Annotated in this window: 18 protein-coding genes and 1 pseudogene; 10 read left to right on the top strand and 9 right to left on the bottom strand. The window is 67.5% G+C overall.

Going from position 1 to position 14805, the window contains the following annotated elements:
- The coding region (locus tag A9X01_RS08395; protein WP_081282269.1) for a CBS domain-containing protein at positions 1–202 on the top strand (202 nt) is incomplete at its 5' end.
- 128 nt (positions 203–330) lie between these two features.
- Here the strand turns inward: A9X01_RS08395 and A9X01_RS32190 are convergent.
- Both A9X01_RS32190 and A9X01_RS32185 read right to left on the bottom strand, forming a co-directional pair.
- Entirely contained in the window at positions 331–528 is a 198-nt protein-coding gene (locus A9X01_RS32190) for a CBS domain-containing protein (RefSeq protein WP_436405249.1), read from the bottom strand.
- 57 nt (positions 529–585) lie between these two features.
- Positions 586–750: pseudogene (locus A9X01_RS32185) on the bottom strand (CBS domain-containing protein); the annotation flags it as partial.
- A 212-nt stretch (positions 751–962) separates the two neighbouring features.
- Here A9X01_RS32185 and A9X01_RS08385 point away from each other — a divergent pair.
- Positions 963–1805, top strand: a complete 843-nt coding sequence (locus A9X01_RS08385) for a ribonuclease Z (RefSeq protein ID WP_065120293.1) — start codon at positions 963–965, stop codon at positions 1803–1805.
- Between the two features lie 177 nt (positions 1806–1982).
- Positions 1983–2333: a PE family protein gene (locus A9X01_RS08380; RefSeq protein WP_065120292.1), complete on the top strand. Its 351-nt coding sequence runs from the start codon at positions 1983–1985 to the stop codon at positions 2331–2333.
- Between the two features lie 60 nt (positions 2334–2393).
- Here the strand turns inward: A9X01_RS08380 and A9X01_RS08375 are convergent, their stop codons facing one another.
- The 4 genes from A9X01_RS08375 to A9X01_RS08360 form a co-directional block, all read right to left on the bottom strand.
- On the bottom strand, positions 2394–2738 hold the full coding sequence (locus A9X01_RS08375) for a hypothetical protein (RefSeq protein WP_065120291.1): 345 nt from the start codon (positions 2736–2738) through the stop codon (positions 2394–2396).
- Between the two features lie 230 nt (positions 2739–2968).
- Positions 2969–3808 (bottom strand): transglutaminase family protein, encoded by an 840-nt coding sequence (locus A9X01_RS08370; RefSeq protein ID WP_065120290.1) that lies wholly within the window; start codon positions 3806–3808, stop codon positions 2969–2971.
- Positions 3808–4794 carry an alpha-E domain-containing protein gene (locus A9X01_RS08365; protein ID WP_065120289.1) on the bottom strand — a complete coding sequence of 329 codons (987 nt, stop codon included), beginning with the start codon at positions 4792–4794 and terminating at the stop codon, positions 3808–3810. Before A9X01_RS08365 ends, A9X01_RS08370 begins: the two co-directional genes overlap by 1 nt.
- Positions 4794–6491, bottom strand: a complete 1698-nt coding sequence (locus tag A9X01_RS08360) for a circularly permuted type 2 ATP-grasp protein (RefSeq protein ID WP_065120288.1) — start codon at positions 6489–6491, stop codon at positions 4794–4796. The genes A9X01_RS08365 and A9X01_RS08360 overlap by 1 nt, the downstream gene beginning before the upstream one ends.
- Positions 6492–6633: 142 nt before the next feature.
- On the opposite strand from A9X01_RS08360, the gene rpsT reads away from it, so the two are divergent.
- Positions 6634–6897, top strand: coding sequence for a 30S ribosomal protein S20 (gene rpsT / locus A9X01_RS08355; RefSeq protein WP_065120287.1), 264 nt, complete (start codon positions 6634–6636; stop codon positions 6895–6897).
- Between the two features lie 41 nt (positions 6898–6938).
- On the opposite strand, the gene holA is transcribed toward rpsT, so the two are convergent.
- The 3 genes from holA to A9X01_RS08340 are packed head-to-tail and all read right to left on the bottom strand — an operon-like array spanning position 6939 to position 10366.
- On the bottom strand, positions 6939–7922 hold the full coding sequence (gene holA / locus A9X01_RS08350; RefSeq protein ID WP_065120286.1) for a DNA polymerase III subunit delta: 984 nt from the start codon (positions 7920–7922) through the stop codon (positions 6939–6941).
- 12 nt (positions 7923–7934) lie between these two features.
- Complete coding sequence (locus A9X01_RS08345; RefSeq protein WP_065120299.1) at positions 7935–9476, bottom strand: ComEC/Rec2 family competence protein; 1542 nt, start codon at positions 9474–9476, stop codon at positions 7935–7937.
- 23 nt (positions 9477–9499) lie between these two features.
- On the bottom strand, positions 9500–10366 hold the full coding sequence (locus A9X01_RS08340) for a ComEA family DNA-binding protein (RefSeq protein ID WP_065120298.1): 867 nt from the start codon (positions 10364–10366) through the stop codon (positions 9500–9502).
- Between the two features lie 140 nt (positions 10367–10506).
- On the opposite strand from A9X01_RS08340, the gene A9X01_RS08335 reads away from it, so the two are divergent.
- The 6 genes from A9X01_RS08335 to A9X01_RS08310 all read left to right on the top strand — a co-directional run bounded on the left by A9X01_RS08335 (position 10507) and on the right by A9X01_RS08310 (position 14786).
- Positions 10507–11286, top strand: a complete 780-nt coding sequence (locus tag A9X01_RS08335) for an SDR family NAD(P)-dependent oxidoreductase (RefSeq protein WP_065120285.1) — start codon at positions 10507–10509, stop codon at positions 11284–11286.
- Positions 11287–11303: 17 nt separating this feature from the next.
- Entirely contained in the window at positions 11304–11714 is a 411-nt protein-coding gene (locus tag A9X01_RS08330) for a phage holin family protein (RefSeq protein WP_065120284.1), read from the top strand.
- Positions 11701–11961, top strand: a complete 261-nt coding sequence (locus A9X01_RS08325) for a DUF3618 domain-containing protein (protein ID WP_065120283.1) — start codon at positions 11701–11703, stop codon at positions 11959–11961. The genes A9X01_RS08330 and A9X01_RS08325 overlap by 14 nt, the downstream gene beginning before the upstream one ends.
- Positions 11962–12081: 120 nt before the next feature.
- A complete protein-coding gene (locus A9X01_RS08320; RefSeq protein ID WP_065120282.1) occupies positions 12082–13239 on the top strand; it encodes an acyl-CoA dehydrogenase family protein in 1158 nt (385 codons plus the stop codon).
- A gap of 7 nt (positions 13240–13246) precedes the next feature.
- A complete protein-coding gene (locus A9X01_RS08315; RefSeq protein ID WP_065120281.1) occupies positions 13247–14359 on the top strand; it encodes an acyl-CoA dehydrogenase family protein in 1113 nt (370 codons plus the stop codon).
- Between the two features lie 4 nt (positions 14360–14363).
- A complete protein-coding gene (locus A9X01_RS08310; protein WP_065120280.1) occupies positions 14364–14786 on the top strand; it encodes a PPOX class F420-dependent oxidoreductase in 423 nt (140 codons plus the stop codon).
- The last annotated feature ends 19 nt before the right edge of the window (positions 14787–14805 follow it).

The raw sequence follows: 14805 nt of genomic DNA, 5'->3' as shown, positions 1-14805 counted from the left end.
CAACGCCGTCACGACCTGCACGAAGTCGGACACGGTGGACAGCGTCAGCGTGCTGATGACCCAGAACCGGGTGCGGCACGTGCCGGTGCTCGACGGCCGCAAGCTGATCGGCATCGTCAGCATCGGTGACGTGGTGAAGACCCGGATGGGCGAACTGGAAGCCGAGCAGCAGCAGCTGCAGTCCTACATCACGCAGGGATAACTCAGCGCCACGCGTACTGCGCGTCCGGGCTTATGCAGCCGCGCGAGCCGAACGTGGCTGCGAAATTCGCAGCGGAAAATGGCAGCCAGGTTCGCCTCGCGCAGAATTCGCCTCGCCGAGAAAGTGCACTAGCGCCAGGAGTATTCAGCCCGCAGCCGGGCGGCCACCACGTCGAAGGTCTCCCGATCCAGGATCGCGCCCTCGCGGCGAATGCCTTCCTCGGGCACGTCGAGCACCGGCACGTGCCGCACCCGGTTCTGGGTCATCAGCACGCTGACGCTGTCCACCGTGTCCGACTTCGTGCAGGTCGTGACGGCGTTGGTCATGATCTTGGCGACCGGGCGGGACAACACGCTGGCCCCGTGCACGTGCAGTTGCCGCACCACGTCGCGCTCGGACACGATGCCCACTACGCCCTCGTCGCCGACTACCACCATGGCGCCGATGTTCTGTTCGGCCAGACCCGCCAGCAGTTCCCGGACCGTCGCGTCGGGGTTGATCGTCGTCACCGCCGCACCCTTGTTTCGCAAGACGTCCGCGATCCGCATCTAGGCCTCCCGTCGTTGGGGAACTTCATAGTGACCGGTTTCACACCAGGCTACGGCTAAGTCGGGCGGTGCAAAAGCGAACGTCGCAACCCACGGCCGCGTCGCCACCAAACTGTCATGTTTGCTTGACGGCGCCGTCGCGATCAGGAAATCGATCCGGATTCCCGTCAAACGGGTGATGCGCGACGGGCGCGCTTGATAGATATGTGGCCATGATCGAGGTCACCCTGCTCGGAACCGGAAGCCCGATCCCCGACCCGAACCGCGCCGGCCCGTCGACCCTGGTCCGCGCGGGCGGCCAGGTGTTCTTGGTCGATTGCGGGCGGGGGGTGCTGCAGCGCGCCGCCGCCGTCGGCGTGGGGGCGGCCAACCTGTCGGCGCTGCTGCTCACCCACCTGCACAGCGACCACATCGCCGACCTTGGTGACGTGCTGATCACCGCCTGGGTGAGCAATTTCACGCCGGAACCCCCGCCGTTACAGATCATCGGGCCGCCCGGAACGGCCGAGGTGGTCGACGCGACGCTCAAGGCGTTCGGCCACGACATCGGCTACCGCATCGCCCACCATGCGGACCTGAACGCGCCGCCTCCGGTGGAAGTGCACGAATACACCGAGGGCACGGTGTGGGACCGCGACGGCGTGACGATGCGGGTCGGTCCCACCGACCACCGCCCGGTGGCGCCGACGATCGGATTCCGAATCGAATTCGACGGCGCCGCGGTGGTACTGGCCGGTGACACGGTGCCGTGCCCCACCCTGGACGAACTGGCAACCGGCGCAGACGCGTTGGTACACACGGCGATTCTCAAGGACGTGCTCACCCACGCCCCCCTACAGCGGATCAAGGACGTCTGCGACTACCACTCCTCGGTCCAGGAGGCGGCCGCGACCGCCGAACGCGCCGGCGTCGCGACCCTCATCCTGACCCACTACGTGCCGGCCATCGCCCCTGGCCAGGAGGAGCAGTGGCGGGCGCTGGCTGCCACCGAATTCGGCGGGCGCGTCGAGTTGGGCGACGATCTGCACCGGGTGGAGGTAGAGCGGCGGCAATAATCCGCCGGAGACTCCCAGCAAACCCTGGAGCCCGCTGAGCGGAAGTTGTGTCGGTGGCCGCACCACGGTGCCGTTAGACTCGTACTGGCGCAGGCAGGCAAAAAGCGGACGAAACGCAGTTTTCGGGCATGAATCGCGGTACGATCCGCTCCTGCCGTTCTTGATTTGAGGTGCGGGATGTCGTGGTTCGTCGCAGGCCCAGAGGCGATAGCCGCTGCGGCGAAGAACCTGGCCGGCATCGGCTCCACGATCGCAGAATCCAGTGCTAACGCAGCCGCCCCGACGACCGCGATACCGGCTCCGGCCGCGGACGCCGTCTCAGCGCTGGTCGCACAGCTCTACAGCGCACACGCTCAGACGTATCAGGACATCAGCGCGCAGATGGCGTCGTTCCACGACCAGTTCGTGCGGGCCGTGGCCTCCGGCGGCAACGCCTACGCCAACGCCGAGTCGGTGGGCGCAGCCGCACTGAAGAGCGGGCTCGGCGCGGTCAACGGCCCGGCACAGGAGCTGCTCGGCGGCCCCTGATCGGCTTCACAGACGAACAGCCGCCGCCAAATTTGGCGGCGGCTGTCTCGTTGTGCCCGGTTACGCGATGTAGGCGACGAACTCACCGCTCGGCAAGAAGACACCCCAGGTGTTCAGACTCGCGTTGAACACCACCGGGTAGGCAGTGGGGTGTCCCGGCGGCATCCAGACGGCCGGCAGACCGTAGCCGATCGGGTCGTTGTAGTGGCCCGGAGGCGGGAAGCCGCGTTGCCCCGGCGGCAGCGGGGTGCCCGGGCCGTTGCAGTTCACGCCCGGCCCGCCTACACAGCCGGGGATGTTAGGTCCGTGCGGGTCCGCCTGCGCCATACCGGCTCCGATGCCGAGGGCACCGGCCCCGAGTGCGCCTGCCATGGCCGCGCCTGCGAAAAACCTCTTGAAGTCCATTGCATTCTCCTTGTTGGTCGTCGGGCTTGACTCGTGTTCAGTTAGGCCCCCGCCCTGTCGGGCTTGGGGACGACCCCCGTCCAGTCTTGGGTTGCCCGCGACGCAGAGCCCAAAACGCACATCGTCCAGGTTTCTCACAGCAACTTTCCAGGAAAGGCCGTACAAGCAGGTCAGGGAACTATCGACGGCCCACAGGCGGGCACATTGGCTGGCTGCCCTATCGGACCGCACTACGCCAGCCGGGTGATTTCCACGTCCACGTCGAGGTCGGTGGCGCCCAACCCTGAGTAAATGCCTTTCAACGGCGATACGTCGGCATAGTCGCGGCCAACGCCGACGCTGATGTATTGCTCGGTGATCTCGGTGTCGTTGGTGGGGTCGTAATTGACCCAGCCCCCAGCCCACGCCTGGATCCAGGCATGACTGCGGCCAGCCACGGTCTTTCCCACCTCGGCCTCGGCATTCGGGTGCAGGTAACCGGACACATAACGACCCGGAATTCCCATGCTGCGCAACAGGATCAGGGTCAGGTGCGCAAAGTCTTGGCACACGCCCTTGCCCTTTTGCAGCGCGTCGAGGCCGGACGAATGCACTCCGGTGGTACCGGGCAGATAATCCAGTTCACTGCGGGCCCAGCGGGCAGCCGCGACGATGGCTTCTCCCGGGTCGTAGTTATTCATGATTCGTTTCCCCACGGCCGCAACGCGTTTGCTGGTCGGGGTGTAATTGGTGGGTCGAAGCACCTCGTCGAAGCGGTCGATGACGGCGATGGACTGCAGCTCTTCCCAGCTGGTCTTGGCGGCCGGCGGTTCCGGGCGCTCGGTCTCGACCACCGATGAGGACGTCACGGTGAGTTCGAGGTGCGGCGCATGCAGGTCGAATGCCGTGACCGCGGTGCCCCAATAGTCGATGTAGCGGTAGGACCGGGTGGCCGGAATGGTCTCGACCCGGTTCAGGATTACGTTCTGGCGTGTGTTGGACCGCGGAGTCAGCCGAGCCTCGTTGTAGGACGCGGTCACCGGCGACGGGTAGGCATACCCGGTGGTGTGCACCACCCGCATCCGCCACATCAGGATTCTCCTTTGGTCTCGACGGTGTCGGCCAATACCCCGCGCTGTCGGGCATCCGTCCATGCCACCCAGGGTGCGGCGTGAAAGTACTGCAACGCCAACGCATCTCCGACATCTCGGCAAGTTCTCTGCAAGCTCGCCAGCCTGCTGTCCAACGACTCGAGCAGCACCCCGGGCTGCACGAATTCCAGCTCACTGCGTGCCTGCCCGAGCAGTCGCTGGGCTTCGGTGGTCGCGCCGATACGGCTGTGTGGGTTGTGCAGCAACTCTTCGAGATTGTGTTCGGCCAGTCGCAGCGAATAGAACACCGATCGCGGGAAAAGCCGGTCCAACAACATGAATTCGACGACCCGGCCGGCGTCGAGCACACCGCGGTAGGTGCGTAGGTAGGTGTCGTGCGCACCGGCGGAACGCAGCAGGGTGACCCAGGCCGGCGATGACGCGCTGTCCCCCACCCGGGACAACAGCAGGCGCACCGTCATGTCGACCCGTTCGATCGCGCGGCCCAGCACCATGAAGCGATAGCCGTCGTCGCGGGACAGCGTCGAGTCCGCCAGACCCGCGAACATCGCCGCGCGGCCTTCGATGAACGATAGAAACTCGTGCGGCCCAAGACGTTTGGCGGCCCGCTCTCGTTCGGGTAGGGCATGGTAGGTGGTGTTGATGCACTCCCAGGTTTCACTGGAGGTGACTTCCCTTGCCGACCGCGCATTTTCGCGCGCCGCGGAGATCGCGTCGACGATCGACGAACCCCCGTCACTGTTGGCGCTGAACGCCACCAGGTCGGTCAGCGACCAGACATCGAGCTGGTGCTCGGGGGGCTCGATGCCCAGCACCTGCAGCAGTAAGCGGGAGGCCTGGTCGGGGTCGACGCTGGAATCTTCCAGCAATTGGTGGACCGCGACATCCAGGATGCGCGCCGTGTCGTCGGCCCGTTCGACGTAGCGCCCGATCCAGTACAGCGCTTCGGCGTTGCGCGCCAGCATCAGTCGGCCGCCTTCTGCTGTTGCTGTTGCTCTTCCTGCTCCTGCTGCGGCTCCTCGGATCGGCCCTGGCTCTGGCGGGCCGGCGCCGGGGCGACCGGTGTGGGCCGGGCATCGTCGGAATTCTGCTCGGGCACCGCGCGGGGCAGCGAACGCACGACTTCCGCACGCCCCAACTCGCGGTCGAGCACCGACGCGCGCGGCGCCAGCACCCAGGTGTCCTTGGAACCGCCGCCCTGGCTGGAGTTGACCACCCGGGAGCCTTCCACCAGCGCCACCCGGGTCAACCCGCCGGGCAACACCCATACGTCGTTGCCGTCGTTGACGGCGAACGGTCGCAGGTCGACGTAGCGCTGCGCCAGCGAGTCGCCGATGCGGGTGGGCACGGTCGACAACTCCATCATCGGCTGGGCGATCCAGGCCCGCGGGTCGTCGCGGATCTTCTTGCTGATCGCGGCAAGCTCTTTGTCGGAGGCTTCCGGGCCGAACACGATGCCGTAGCCGCCGGACCCCTCGACCGGCTTGATCACCAGCTCGTTGATGCGGTCCAGCACCTCTTCGCGTTCGTCGTCGAGCCAGCAGCGATAGGTGTCGACGTTGGCCAGCAGCGGTTTCTCGCCCAGGTAGTACTCGATGATGGTGGGCACGTAGGTGTAGACGAGCTTGTCGTCGCCGACGCCGTTGCCGATCGAGCTCGAGATGACGACGTTGCCCGCCCGGGCGGCGTTGACCAGGCCGGCCACGCCGAGTACCGAGTCGGCCCGGAATTGCAGCGGGTCCAGGAACGCGTCGTCGATGCGCCGGTAAATGACGTCGACCTGGCGCTCCCCCTCGGTGGTCCGCATGTAGACCTGGTTGTCGCGGCAGAACAGGTCGCGACCCTCGACCAGCTCGACGCCCATCTGCCGGGCCAGCAGCGAATGCTCGAAGTAGGCCGAGTTGTAGACGCCCGGGGTCAGCACCACCACCGTCGGGTCGGCTTCGTTGGTGGCCGCCGAGTTGCGCAGCGCGCGCAGTAGGTGCGAGGAGTAGTCGTCGACCGTGCGGACCCGGTGGGTGGCGAACAGGTTGGGGAAGACCCGGGCCATGGTGCGCCGGTTTTCCATGACGTAGGACACACCCGACGGCGAGCGCAGGTTGTCCTCCAGGACCCGGAAGTCGCCGCGGTCGTCGCGGATCAGGTCGATTCCGGCGACGTGGATGCGCACGCCGTTGGGGGGAACGATGCCGACGGCTTCCCGATGGAAGTGCTCACAGGAGGTGATGAGCCGCCGGGGGATCACTCCGTCCCGCAGAATCTCCTGGTCACCATAGATGTCGTCGAGATACATCTCGAGGGCCTTGACGCGCTGGGTGATGCCGCGCTCCAGCCGGGTCCACTCGGCGGCGGAGATGACCCGCGGGACCAGGTCCAGCGGAAAGGGCCGCTCCTGACCGGACAGGGAGAACGTGATGCCCTGGTCGATGAAGGCGCGGCCCAGCGCTTCGGCCCTGGCCTTGAGTTCTGAGGCGTCCGTCGGCGCCAGCTCGGCGTAAATGCCCTTGTAGGGCCCACGCACGTTGCCCTGGGCGTCGAACATCTCGTCGAACGCCTTGGTGTACGCATCTGAGGTGTTGTATCCCTCGAAGATCCGCTCGGTACGGACGCCAGACCGCCGCGCGGACGCTTCGATCTCGTTCGAAAGACTCACCTGTGTCATGCTGCCTCAATTCCCCCATTCGGGCAGACCCAGAATTCCTCTTTTGGGCGAAAACGTAACCGACTGATAACCTGGGCAGTCGCTATCGGGTTGCAGGTACCCCGGGCAAAGCCAAATCGAAACGGATTAAGGAACGACACGCGTGGCCAACATCAAGTCGCAGCAGAAGCGCAACCGCACTAACGAGCGCGCCCGCCTGCGCAACAAGTCGGTGAAGTCTTCGCTCCGCACGGCTATTCGCGCGTTCCGGGAAGCCACTCATGCCGGCGAGAAGGAGAAGGCGGCCGAGTTGCTGGTGTCGACCAGCCGCAAGCTCGACAAGGCGGCAAGCAAAGGCGTGATCCACAAGAACCAGGCCGCCAACAAGAAGTCGGCGCTTGCGCGCTCGCTGAACAAGCTCGGCTGATTCAACCCTTTTTGGGCTATCTCGCGGCTTCGTGAGCCCGTTCAGTCCCGGGCCAACTCCGCCACCTGCCGCACTGCGGATTCCAGGGCATAATCGGCGTCCGCCACGGCGCCCTTCACGCTGGCATTGAGGGTGGCGACCAGCCGCATGGCGGCCGCCAACCGGTCGCGTGACCAGCGCCGAGCCTGCTTCTGCGCCTTCTGCACCCGCCACGGCGGCATCTTCAGCTGGCCTGCCATCCGGTAGGGATCTCCGGACTGCGACATCACCAATCCGATCGTATGAATGGCCTCGGCCAGGGCGTCGGCCAGCACCACGAGCGGCTCGCCCCGCATCATCGCCCAGCGCAGCGCTTCCGCAGCGCCTGCGACATCTCCGGTCACGGCCTTGTCGGCGATGTCGAAGCCCTTCACCTCGGCTTTGCCGCTGTGGTAGCGCCGCACCGCGGCGGCGTCGACGTCACCACCCGTGTCGGCGACCAGCTGCGAACAGGCCGAGGCGAGCTCGCGGATGTCGGAGCCGACGGCGTCCAGCAGGGCGGTGACGGTGTCCTCGTCGACTCTGACCTTCAACGATCGGAACTCCTTGCGGACGAAGTCGACCCGCTCGCTGGGCTTGGTGATGCGTGCACAGGGGTGTACCTGGGCGCCCAGCGACCGCAGTTCGGCGGCCAGCGCCTTGGCCCGGCCGCCGCCAGAGTGCACCACGACCAACACGGTGCCCGCGGGCAGGTCCGCGGCCGCCGTTGCAACCAGCTCGGCCGCGTCTTTGCCCGCCTCGCCGGCGGATTCCAACACCACGATCCGCTCCTCGGCGAACAGCGACGGACTCAGCAGTTCGGCGAGTTCGTAGGTGCTGACGTCACCGGCACGCATCCGGTTGACCGGGACATCGGCAATTCCGGATTCGGTGGCGGGGCCGGCGCCGACGCGCTGCCGGGCCGACCGCAGGATCTGCGCGACGGCCCGTTCGATCAGCAGTTCTTCTTCCCCCAGCACCAGGTGCAACGGCGAAACCTCGCTCACTCCACGATGGTGTCATGGCGGTCTGACGGCGCTCGACCCGATGGCAGCGACCGACCACGCCAGCTGACACCCGACGACCGCCGCCGCGCCCCAGGCCAGCGTCAGCCGAAACCGTCGCCACCGCCACAACACGACGATCAGCACCGTGCCGCCGGCGACCAGCACCAGACCCGCCGCTCCCGACGGCACCGGCACGCTGGCCCCCGGCACTTTGGCCGCCCAGTGCGCGACGCGCAGCACCCACCAGACCTCAGGCCCGGTGAATCGAATCAGCAGCTGTGCGCCGGCCGGCCACGGCACGGCCAGCGCGGCCGCCGCGCTGCCCAGCACGGTGATCGCGGCGATCACGGGCGCCGCGGCAAGATTGGCGGCGACGGCGACCAGGCTGAACCGGCCGGAGATCGCGGCGACCAGCGGCGCGGTCACCAGTTGCGCCGCCCCCGCGACCGCGACGGCGTCGGCCAGCGGCTTGGGCCAGCCCCGGCCGACCAGGCGGCGCGACCAACGCGGGGCGAGGACAACCAGCGCCGCGGTCGCGACCACCGACAGCGCGAAGCCCACATCCACGGCCAGCTGCGGTGCCACCGCCAGCAGGACCAGCACCGTCGTCGACAACGCCGGAATCGCCTGCCGCCGCCGCGAGGACCACATCGCGGTCAGCGTGATTGCGCCCATCACGGCCGCCCGTAACACACTGGCCGAGGGCTGCACCACGACGACGAAGGCGACCAGCGCCAGCCCGGCCAGCACCGCGGCGGCCCGCGGCCCGATCAGTGTGGCCGACAACAACATTGCCGCGCACACGATGGTGACATTGGCGCCCGAGACCGCCATGAGGTGCGTCATTCCCGCGACCCGGAATTCGTCGCGAGTGGCCCTGCCGAGCTGCGCGGTGTCCCCCAGCACCAGCGCGGGCAGCATTGCGGCCTGGTCGGTCGGCAACACCTCGCGCACGGCGGCGGTGAACTTGCTGCGAACGGCGTGGGCAGCCCGTTGCATCCACCCGGCACGTCCCAGTTGCGGCCGGCCGGTTGCGGTCAGTACCGCGACAGTCAGGTCGTGGCGGGTGGGCCGGGCGATGCGCGCGCTGAACCGCACCGGCCGGCCGACCATCAGCGCGTCGACGTCGTCAGCGAAATCCGAATCGCGTGCGAAAACGGTTACCCGGCCGGACATTTCGTCCTCGCCCAAGCGCAACAGGGTGGCCCGGAACAGCAACCGTCCGCGCCCCAGCGGTAGCGGGCTTTCGCTGGGAGCGACGGTCACCGGCATCCGGCTGCCGAACGCCGCGGTGATCGGGTGGCGGGCGACCGCTTCGGTGCGCATCGCGATGGCCAGCCCATACCCCGCTCCCACCACGCCGACCGCGGTCAGGCCGGCCCCGAGCGCCGCCAGTGCCCCGCCGCGTCGGGACTCGGTCGAGCAGCGCCACCACAGCGCCGCCGCGGCCGCGGCGAGCACAGCGCAGCACCCGGCCGCTGTGCGCCCGATCGGCCAGATCGTCCCGGCCGCCGTCACGGTCCAGCTGGTCACCGCGGCGGGGACCAGCCGCACATCCAGGGGCTGGTGCACGCGGGTCAGACACGCACCAGCGCACGGAGCTTGTCGAGCCGAGCCGGGCCGATGCCCTCGACCTCGGCCAGCTGGTCCACGGTGGTGAACCTGCCGTTGGCCTGGCGCCACGCCACGATCGCGGCGGCGGTGACCGGTCCGACTCCCGGCAAGGCGTCCAGCTGCTCGACGGTGGCCGAGTTGAGGTCCAGCACCTCCGCCCTGGGCCCGTTCCTCGGCTTACCCGAGGTGGTCGGTGCGGTCGAGGGTGCCGGACCTGCTGGGCTACCGGTGCTGACCGAGCTGCCCAACACCGTCGGCTTGCCCGACGGTGGCGCCAGCCCGACCACGATCTGTTCTCCGTCCCCCACGGGGCGCGCCATGTTGAGGCCGATGGTGTCGGCGCCGTCGAGCGCACCGCCGGCGGCCCCCAGCGCGTCGGCGATCCGCGCGCCCGGTGCCAGCGTGACCAGTCCGGGCTTTCGCACCAATCCGACGACGCTGACCACCACCGGGCCTTCGGAGCCGGCCGGCGGACCGGCGCTCGTCGAGGACCGCGCTCCTGTGGCCGAAACATGTTCTACCGGTGGCAATTTGGCCGATGTGACCGGTGCGGGCCGGTCGCCGATCAGCGTGAAGACAGTGATGAGCACCGCGAGTGCGGCAATCACGGCCAGCGCGATGGCGCCGGTGCGACCCGGGTCCGCGCGCAGTCTCGCCAGCCAGCCCTGCGGGGCCGCACTGTCGGGAAGCCAACGCGGCAGCAATGAATTCGGGTCATCCTGATCATCTGCACGATCCCTGGTGGTGTCGGTCTCGGTGGCTTCGGCGCCCGGATCCGGATCGGGACCCAGTCGCCGGTGGAGTCGCTGCGCCGGCAATTCTGTTCGCATGACGGCGACGGTATGCGCGGCCACCGCCACGACGGCCCGCCGAAGGCGCCGTACCGCCGCGACTGTGGATAGATCCGGCTCTGTGTAATTGCCGGTAACTGAGCAGGTTTGGCGGCGCATCGCCGGGGTAGCCGGACGCCATGAGTCTGGCTTTGATAACTGGTGCATCAAGCGGGATCGGCTTGGAGCTTGCCAAGCGGTTCGCCGAAGACGGTTACGACTTGGTGGTCTCCGCCGAAGATGCCGGTATTGAAAGCGCAGCCAAGGAACTCCGCCGCTCGGGGGTCGACGTCCGTGCAGTTCGCGTCGATCTGCGCACCGGCAAGGGCGTGGAAAAGCTCTATCAGCAAGTCACCGGAATCGGCCAGCCATTGGATGCGGCGGCGCTGAATGCCGGCGTAGGCCTCGGCGGGTCTTTCCTCGACAGCACCCTGGACGACACCTTGTCGCTGATCGACCTGAACGTGCGGTCGACGGTGCATCTGGCCAAACTGATCCTGACCGACATGGCGCAGCGCAACAGCGGCAGGCTGTTGTTCACCTCGTCCATCGCGTCCACGATGCCCGGCTCCTACCAGGCGGTCTACAACGCGTCCAAGTCGTTTATCCAGTCGCTCTCCGAGGCGCTGCACGACGAGTTGCGCAAGACCGATGTCACCGTCACCGCGCTGATGCCGGGGCCCACCGACACCAACTTCTTCCGGCGCGCCGGCCTGGCGAACTCCCGCATGGGGCGGATGAACGGCAAGGACGATCCCGCCGAAGTCGCCCGGCAGGGCTTCGACGCGCTGATGCGCGGCGACCGCAAGGTGGTCGCGGAATCCCTGATGACCAAGGCCATGGGCATCGGCAATCGGTTGCTGCCGGACTCGGTGAAGGCCGCGGCCAACCGGGTGATGTCCACCCCGGTCGGCAACTGATACCTGGAGGTGACCCGATGAGCCTGGACGCAAACCGAAACGCCGACGCCTCGACCGGCGAGCTGATGGCCCAACTGTCCGCACAGACCTCCCGCCTCGTTCGCGACGAAATGCGGTTGGCGCAGAAGGAACTCCTGCGGTCGGCCAAACACGCGGGCATCGGTGCGGGGCTGTTCGGCGTGGCGGGACTGCTGGCATTCTTCGGCATGGCCGGCCTGATCACCGCCGCCATCGCCGCGTTGGCGCTGGCGCTGCCGACCTGGGCGGCCGCACTGATCGTGGGCGCCGCGCTGCTCGCCGCGGCCGGCGCGGCGGCGTTATTGAGCAGGCGGCAAGCCAAAGAGGTGACCCCGGCGGCCCCGGAGACCGTCGCCAGCGTCAAGAAAGACATCCAGGAAGTGAAAGACGCCCGCCATGACCGGACCTGACCACACCCCGCACCCCCACACCCAGCCCGAGCCTGGTCCGGACGCCGACATCGCCGAAATCCAGGCCGACATCGAGCAGACCCGCGCGGAGCTGGGCGCCACCGTCGAGGCCCTCGCGGCCAAGGCGGACGTGCCCCAGCGCGCCAAAGCAACGGCGCAGGCGGCCAAACCCAAACTGGTGGTGGTGGCCTCGGTGGCCGGCGTGGCGCTGGTCGCGCTGCTGTGGTGGCGCCGGCGCCGGCGCTGAGGGGGCTGTCGCAGTACCGGTTGACCCCGGTCGACGACTGCCGACGCCGAACGCCTAACGTGCAGTGCAGGACTGCCGCAGCGGTGTTTTGGCGGTCACCCCGGACTAAGGAGGCTGCCGATGAAGCTGGCACTCACACCCGACGAAGCGGCTTTCCGCGACGAGCTTCGGACGTTCTTCACCACGAAGATCCCCACCGAGATCCGCGACCGCGTGCGGCAGGGCGAATCGCTGACCCGCGAGCAGATTGTGGCCAACCACAAGATGCTGCACGAAAACGGCCTCGCCGTACCGAACTGGCCGATGGAATGGGGCGGCAAAGACTGGACCCCCACCCAGTTCCAGATCTGGAACGACGAAATGCAGTTGGCCAGCGTCCCGGAACCGTTGAACTTCAACACCAAGATGGTCGGCCCGGTCATCGCCGAATTCGGCTCCCAGGAGATCAAGCAACGGTTCCTGCCGCCGACCGCCAGCATGGACATCTGGTGGTGTCAGGGTTTCTCCGAGCCCGAAGCCGGTTCGGACCTGGCCTCGCTGCGCACCACCGCGGTCCGCGACGGTGACAGCTACGTCGTCAACGGACAGAAAACGTGGACGACGCTGGGACAGTACGCCGACTGGATTTTCTGCCTGGTACGCACCGACCCGCAGGCCCCCAAGAAGCAGGCGGGCATCTCGTTTCTCCTGATGGAGATGGACACACCCGGCATCACCTGGCGACCGATCAAGACCATCGACGGCGGCGTCGAGGTCAACGAGGTGTTCTTCTCCGACGTCCGCGTACCCGTCGATCAGCTTGTCGGCGAGGAGAATCAGGGTTGGACCTACGCGAAGTTCCTGCTCGGTAACGAGCGCACCGGCATCGCGCAGGTGGGTCGGACCAAGGTGCGCCTGGCCGAGGTGAAGCGGCACGCCGCCGAGACCGGCCTGCTTGAGGATCCGCTGTTCGCGGCGCGGTTGGCCGAAGCCGAAAACGAAGTGCTGGCGCTCGAGCTCACCCAGGCCCGGGTGGTGTCGAGTTCGGCCGGCGGCAAACCGAATCCGGCATCTTCGGTGCTCAAGCTGCGCGGTAGCCAGCTGCAGCAGCTCGCCACCGAATTGCTCGTCGAGGTCGCCGGTGCCGACGCGCTGCCGGTCGGCGGCGACGGGATCGCCACACCGGAGTGGGCGCAATCCAGTGCCCCGCATTACCTGAACTACCGCAAGACTTCGATCTACGGCGGCAGCAACGAGGTTCAGCGCAACATCATCGCGTCCACCATTCTCGGATTGTGAGGCAGTCATGGACTTTCAGCTGAGCGAAGAGCAGGCCCTGCTTCGCGACACCACCAGGGAACTGCTGTCGCGAACCTACGACGCGGAGAGCCGGAACAAGGTGATCGGCACCGAACTCGGATGGAGCCGCGACGTCTGGAGTCAATTGGCCGACATCGGAATCCTCGGGCTCGGATTCGACCCCGACGAGGCCGGGCAGCTCGAAATCATGGTGGTGGTCAACGAGATCGGACGCCGGCTGGCGCCCGAGCCGGTAGTGCACGCTGCCCTGGCGCCGGGTTCGCTGATCGCCGAGCTGGGCACCGAGGCGCAGCGGCAGCTGCTGGACGAGGTCGCCGCCGGCCAGCGGCTGCTGGCGTTCGGCCACCTGGAGACGGGTCACCGGACCGCATCGACCCAGGTCAGCACTCAAGCTGTGCGGCAAGGGGATTCGTGGACCCTCAGCGGGCGCAAGAACCCGGTGCTGGCCGGGGACTGCGCCGAAACCTTGGTGGTCAGCGCCGCATTGCCGGACGGTGGCGGCACCGGCCTGTTCCTGGTCGATGCCGAGCAGGAGGGCGTCAGCCGTAAGTCCTATGCGACCTTCGACGGGCAGCGCGGCGCTCAGATCGACTTCGCCGACGCGGCCGCCGAACCGCTGGGTGCCGGCGACGCTTCCGAAGCCGTCCGCAATGCCCTGATCCGGATCCAGTCCGCCCTGTGCTCCGAAGCGCTCGGGGCGATGGAGGAAGCGCTGCGCCTGACGACCGAATATCTGAAGACCCGCAAGCAGTTCGGGGTCACGCTGAACAAGTTTCAGGCACTCACGCAACGCGCGGCCGACATGTACGTGTCCTTGGAATTGGCGCGCAGTATGAGCCTTTACGCCGCCATGTCGATCGCCGACGGCAACTACGATCCAGTGATCGCCGCGCGCGCCAAGTTGCAGATCGGCCGCTCGGGTCGGCACATCGGCCAGGAGGCGATCCAGCTGCACGGCGGTATCGGCATGACCGCCGAATACCCGGTGGGTCACTACGCGGCCCGGCTCACCGCGATCGATCACACTCTGGGCTCCACCGGCGATCAGCTACGGGTCCTCATCGACCACATCTCGGACTACGACTTGGCCAAGCTCTGAGCCAATGACCCCGCTGTCCGACCGGGTGGTCGCCTTCCTTTCCGAAGGCACCCGCACCGGCATGCTGGGTTTCCTCGCCTCGGACGGCCGGCCCCTGGTGGCCCCGGTTTGGTTCGTCGTCGACGACGGTCAGCTGGTGTTCACCACCGAGAGACGCACCGCGAAAGGACGTGCGCTACAGCGTGATCCGCGGGTCACGCTGTGCGTGGACGACCCGCATCCCCCGTACTCGTTCGTCCAGGTGCAGGGTCTGGCGGCGTTAAGCGACGACCCGCGGCAGGTGCTGGACATCGCGACCCGCACCGGCGCCCGCTACATGGGCGCCGACCGAGCCGATGAGTTCGGTCGGCGCAACGCCGTCCCCGGGGAGGTTACGGTACGGATCTCACCGACGAAGGTCATCGCCGGATTCGACGTCAGCGCGTAGCTCCGCCGGCGACCCTCCG

Source organism: Mycobacterium asiaticum, from assembly GCF_001668675.1.
Classification (GTDB): Bacteria; Actinomycetota; Actinomycetes; order Mycobacteriales; family Mycobacteriaceae; genus Mycobacterium; species Mycobacterium asiaticum_D.
Note: the sequence above shows the minus strand (reverse complement) of the source record. Positions and strands in the feature narration are given on the sequence as shown.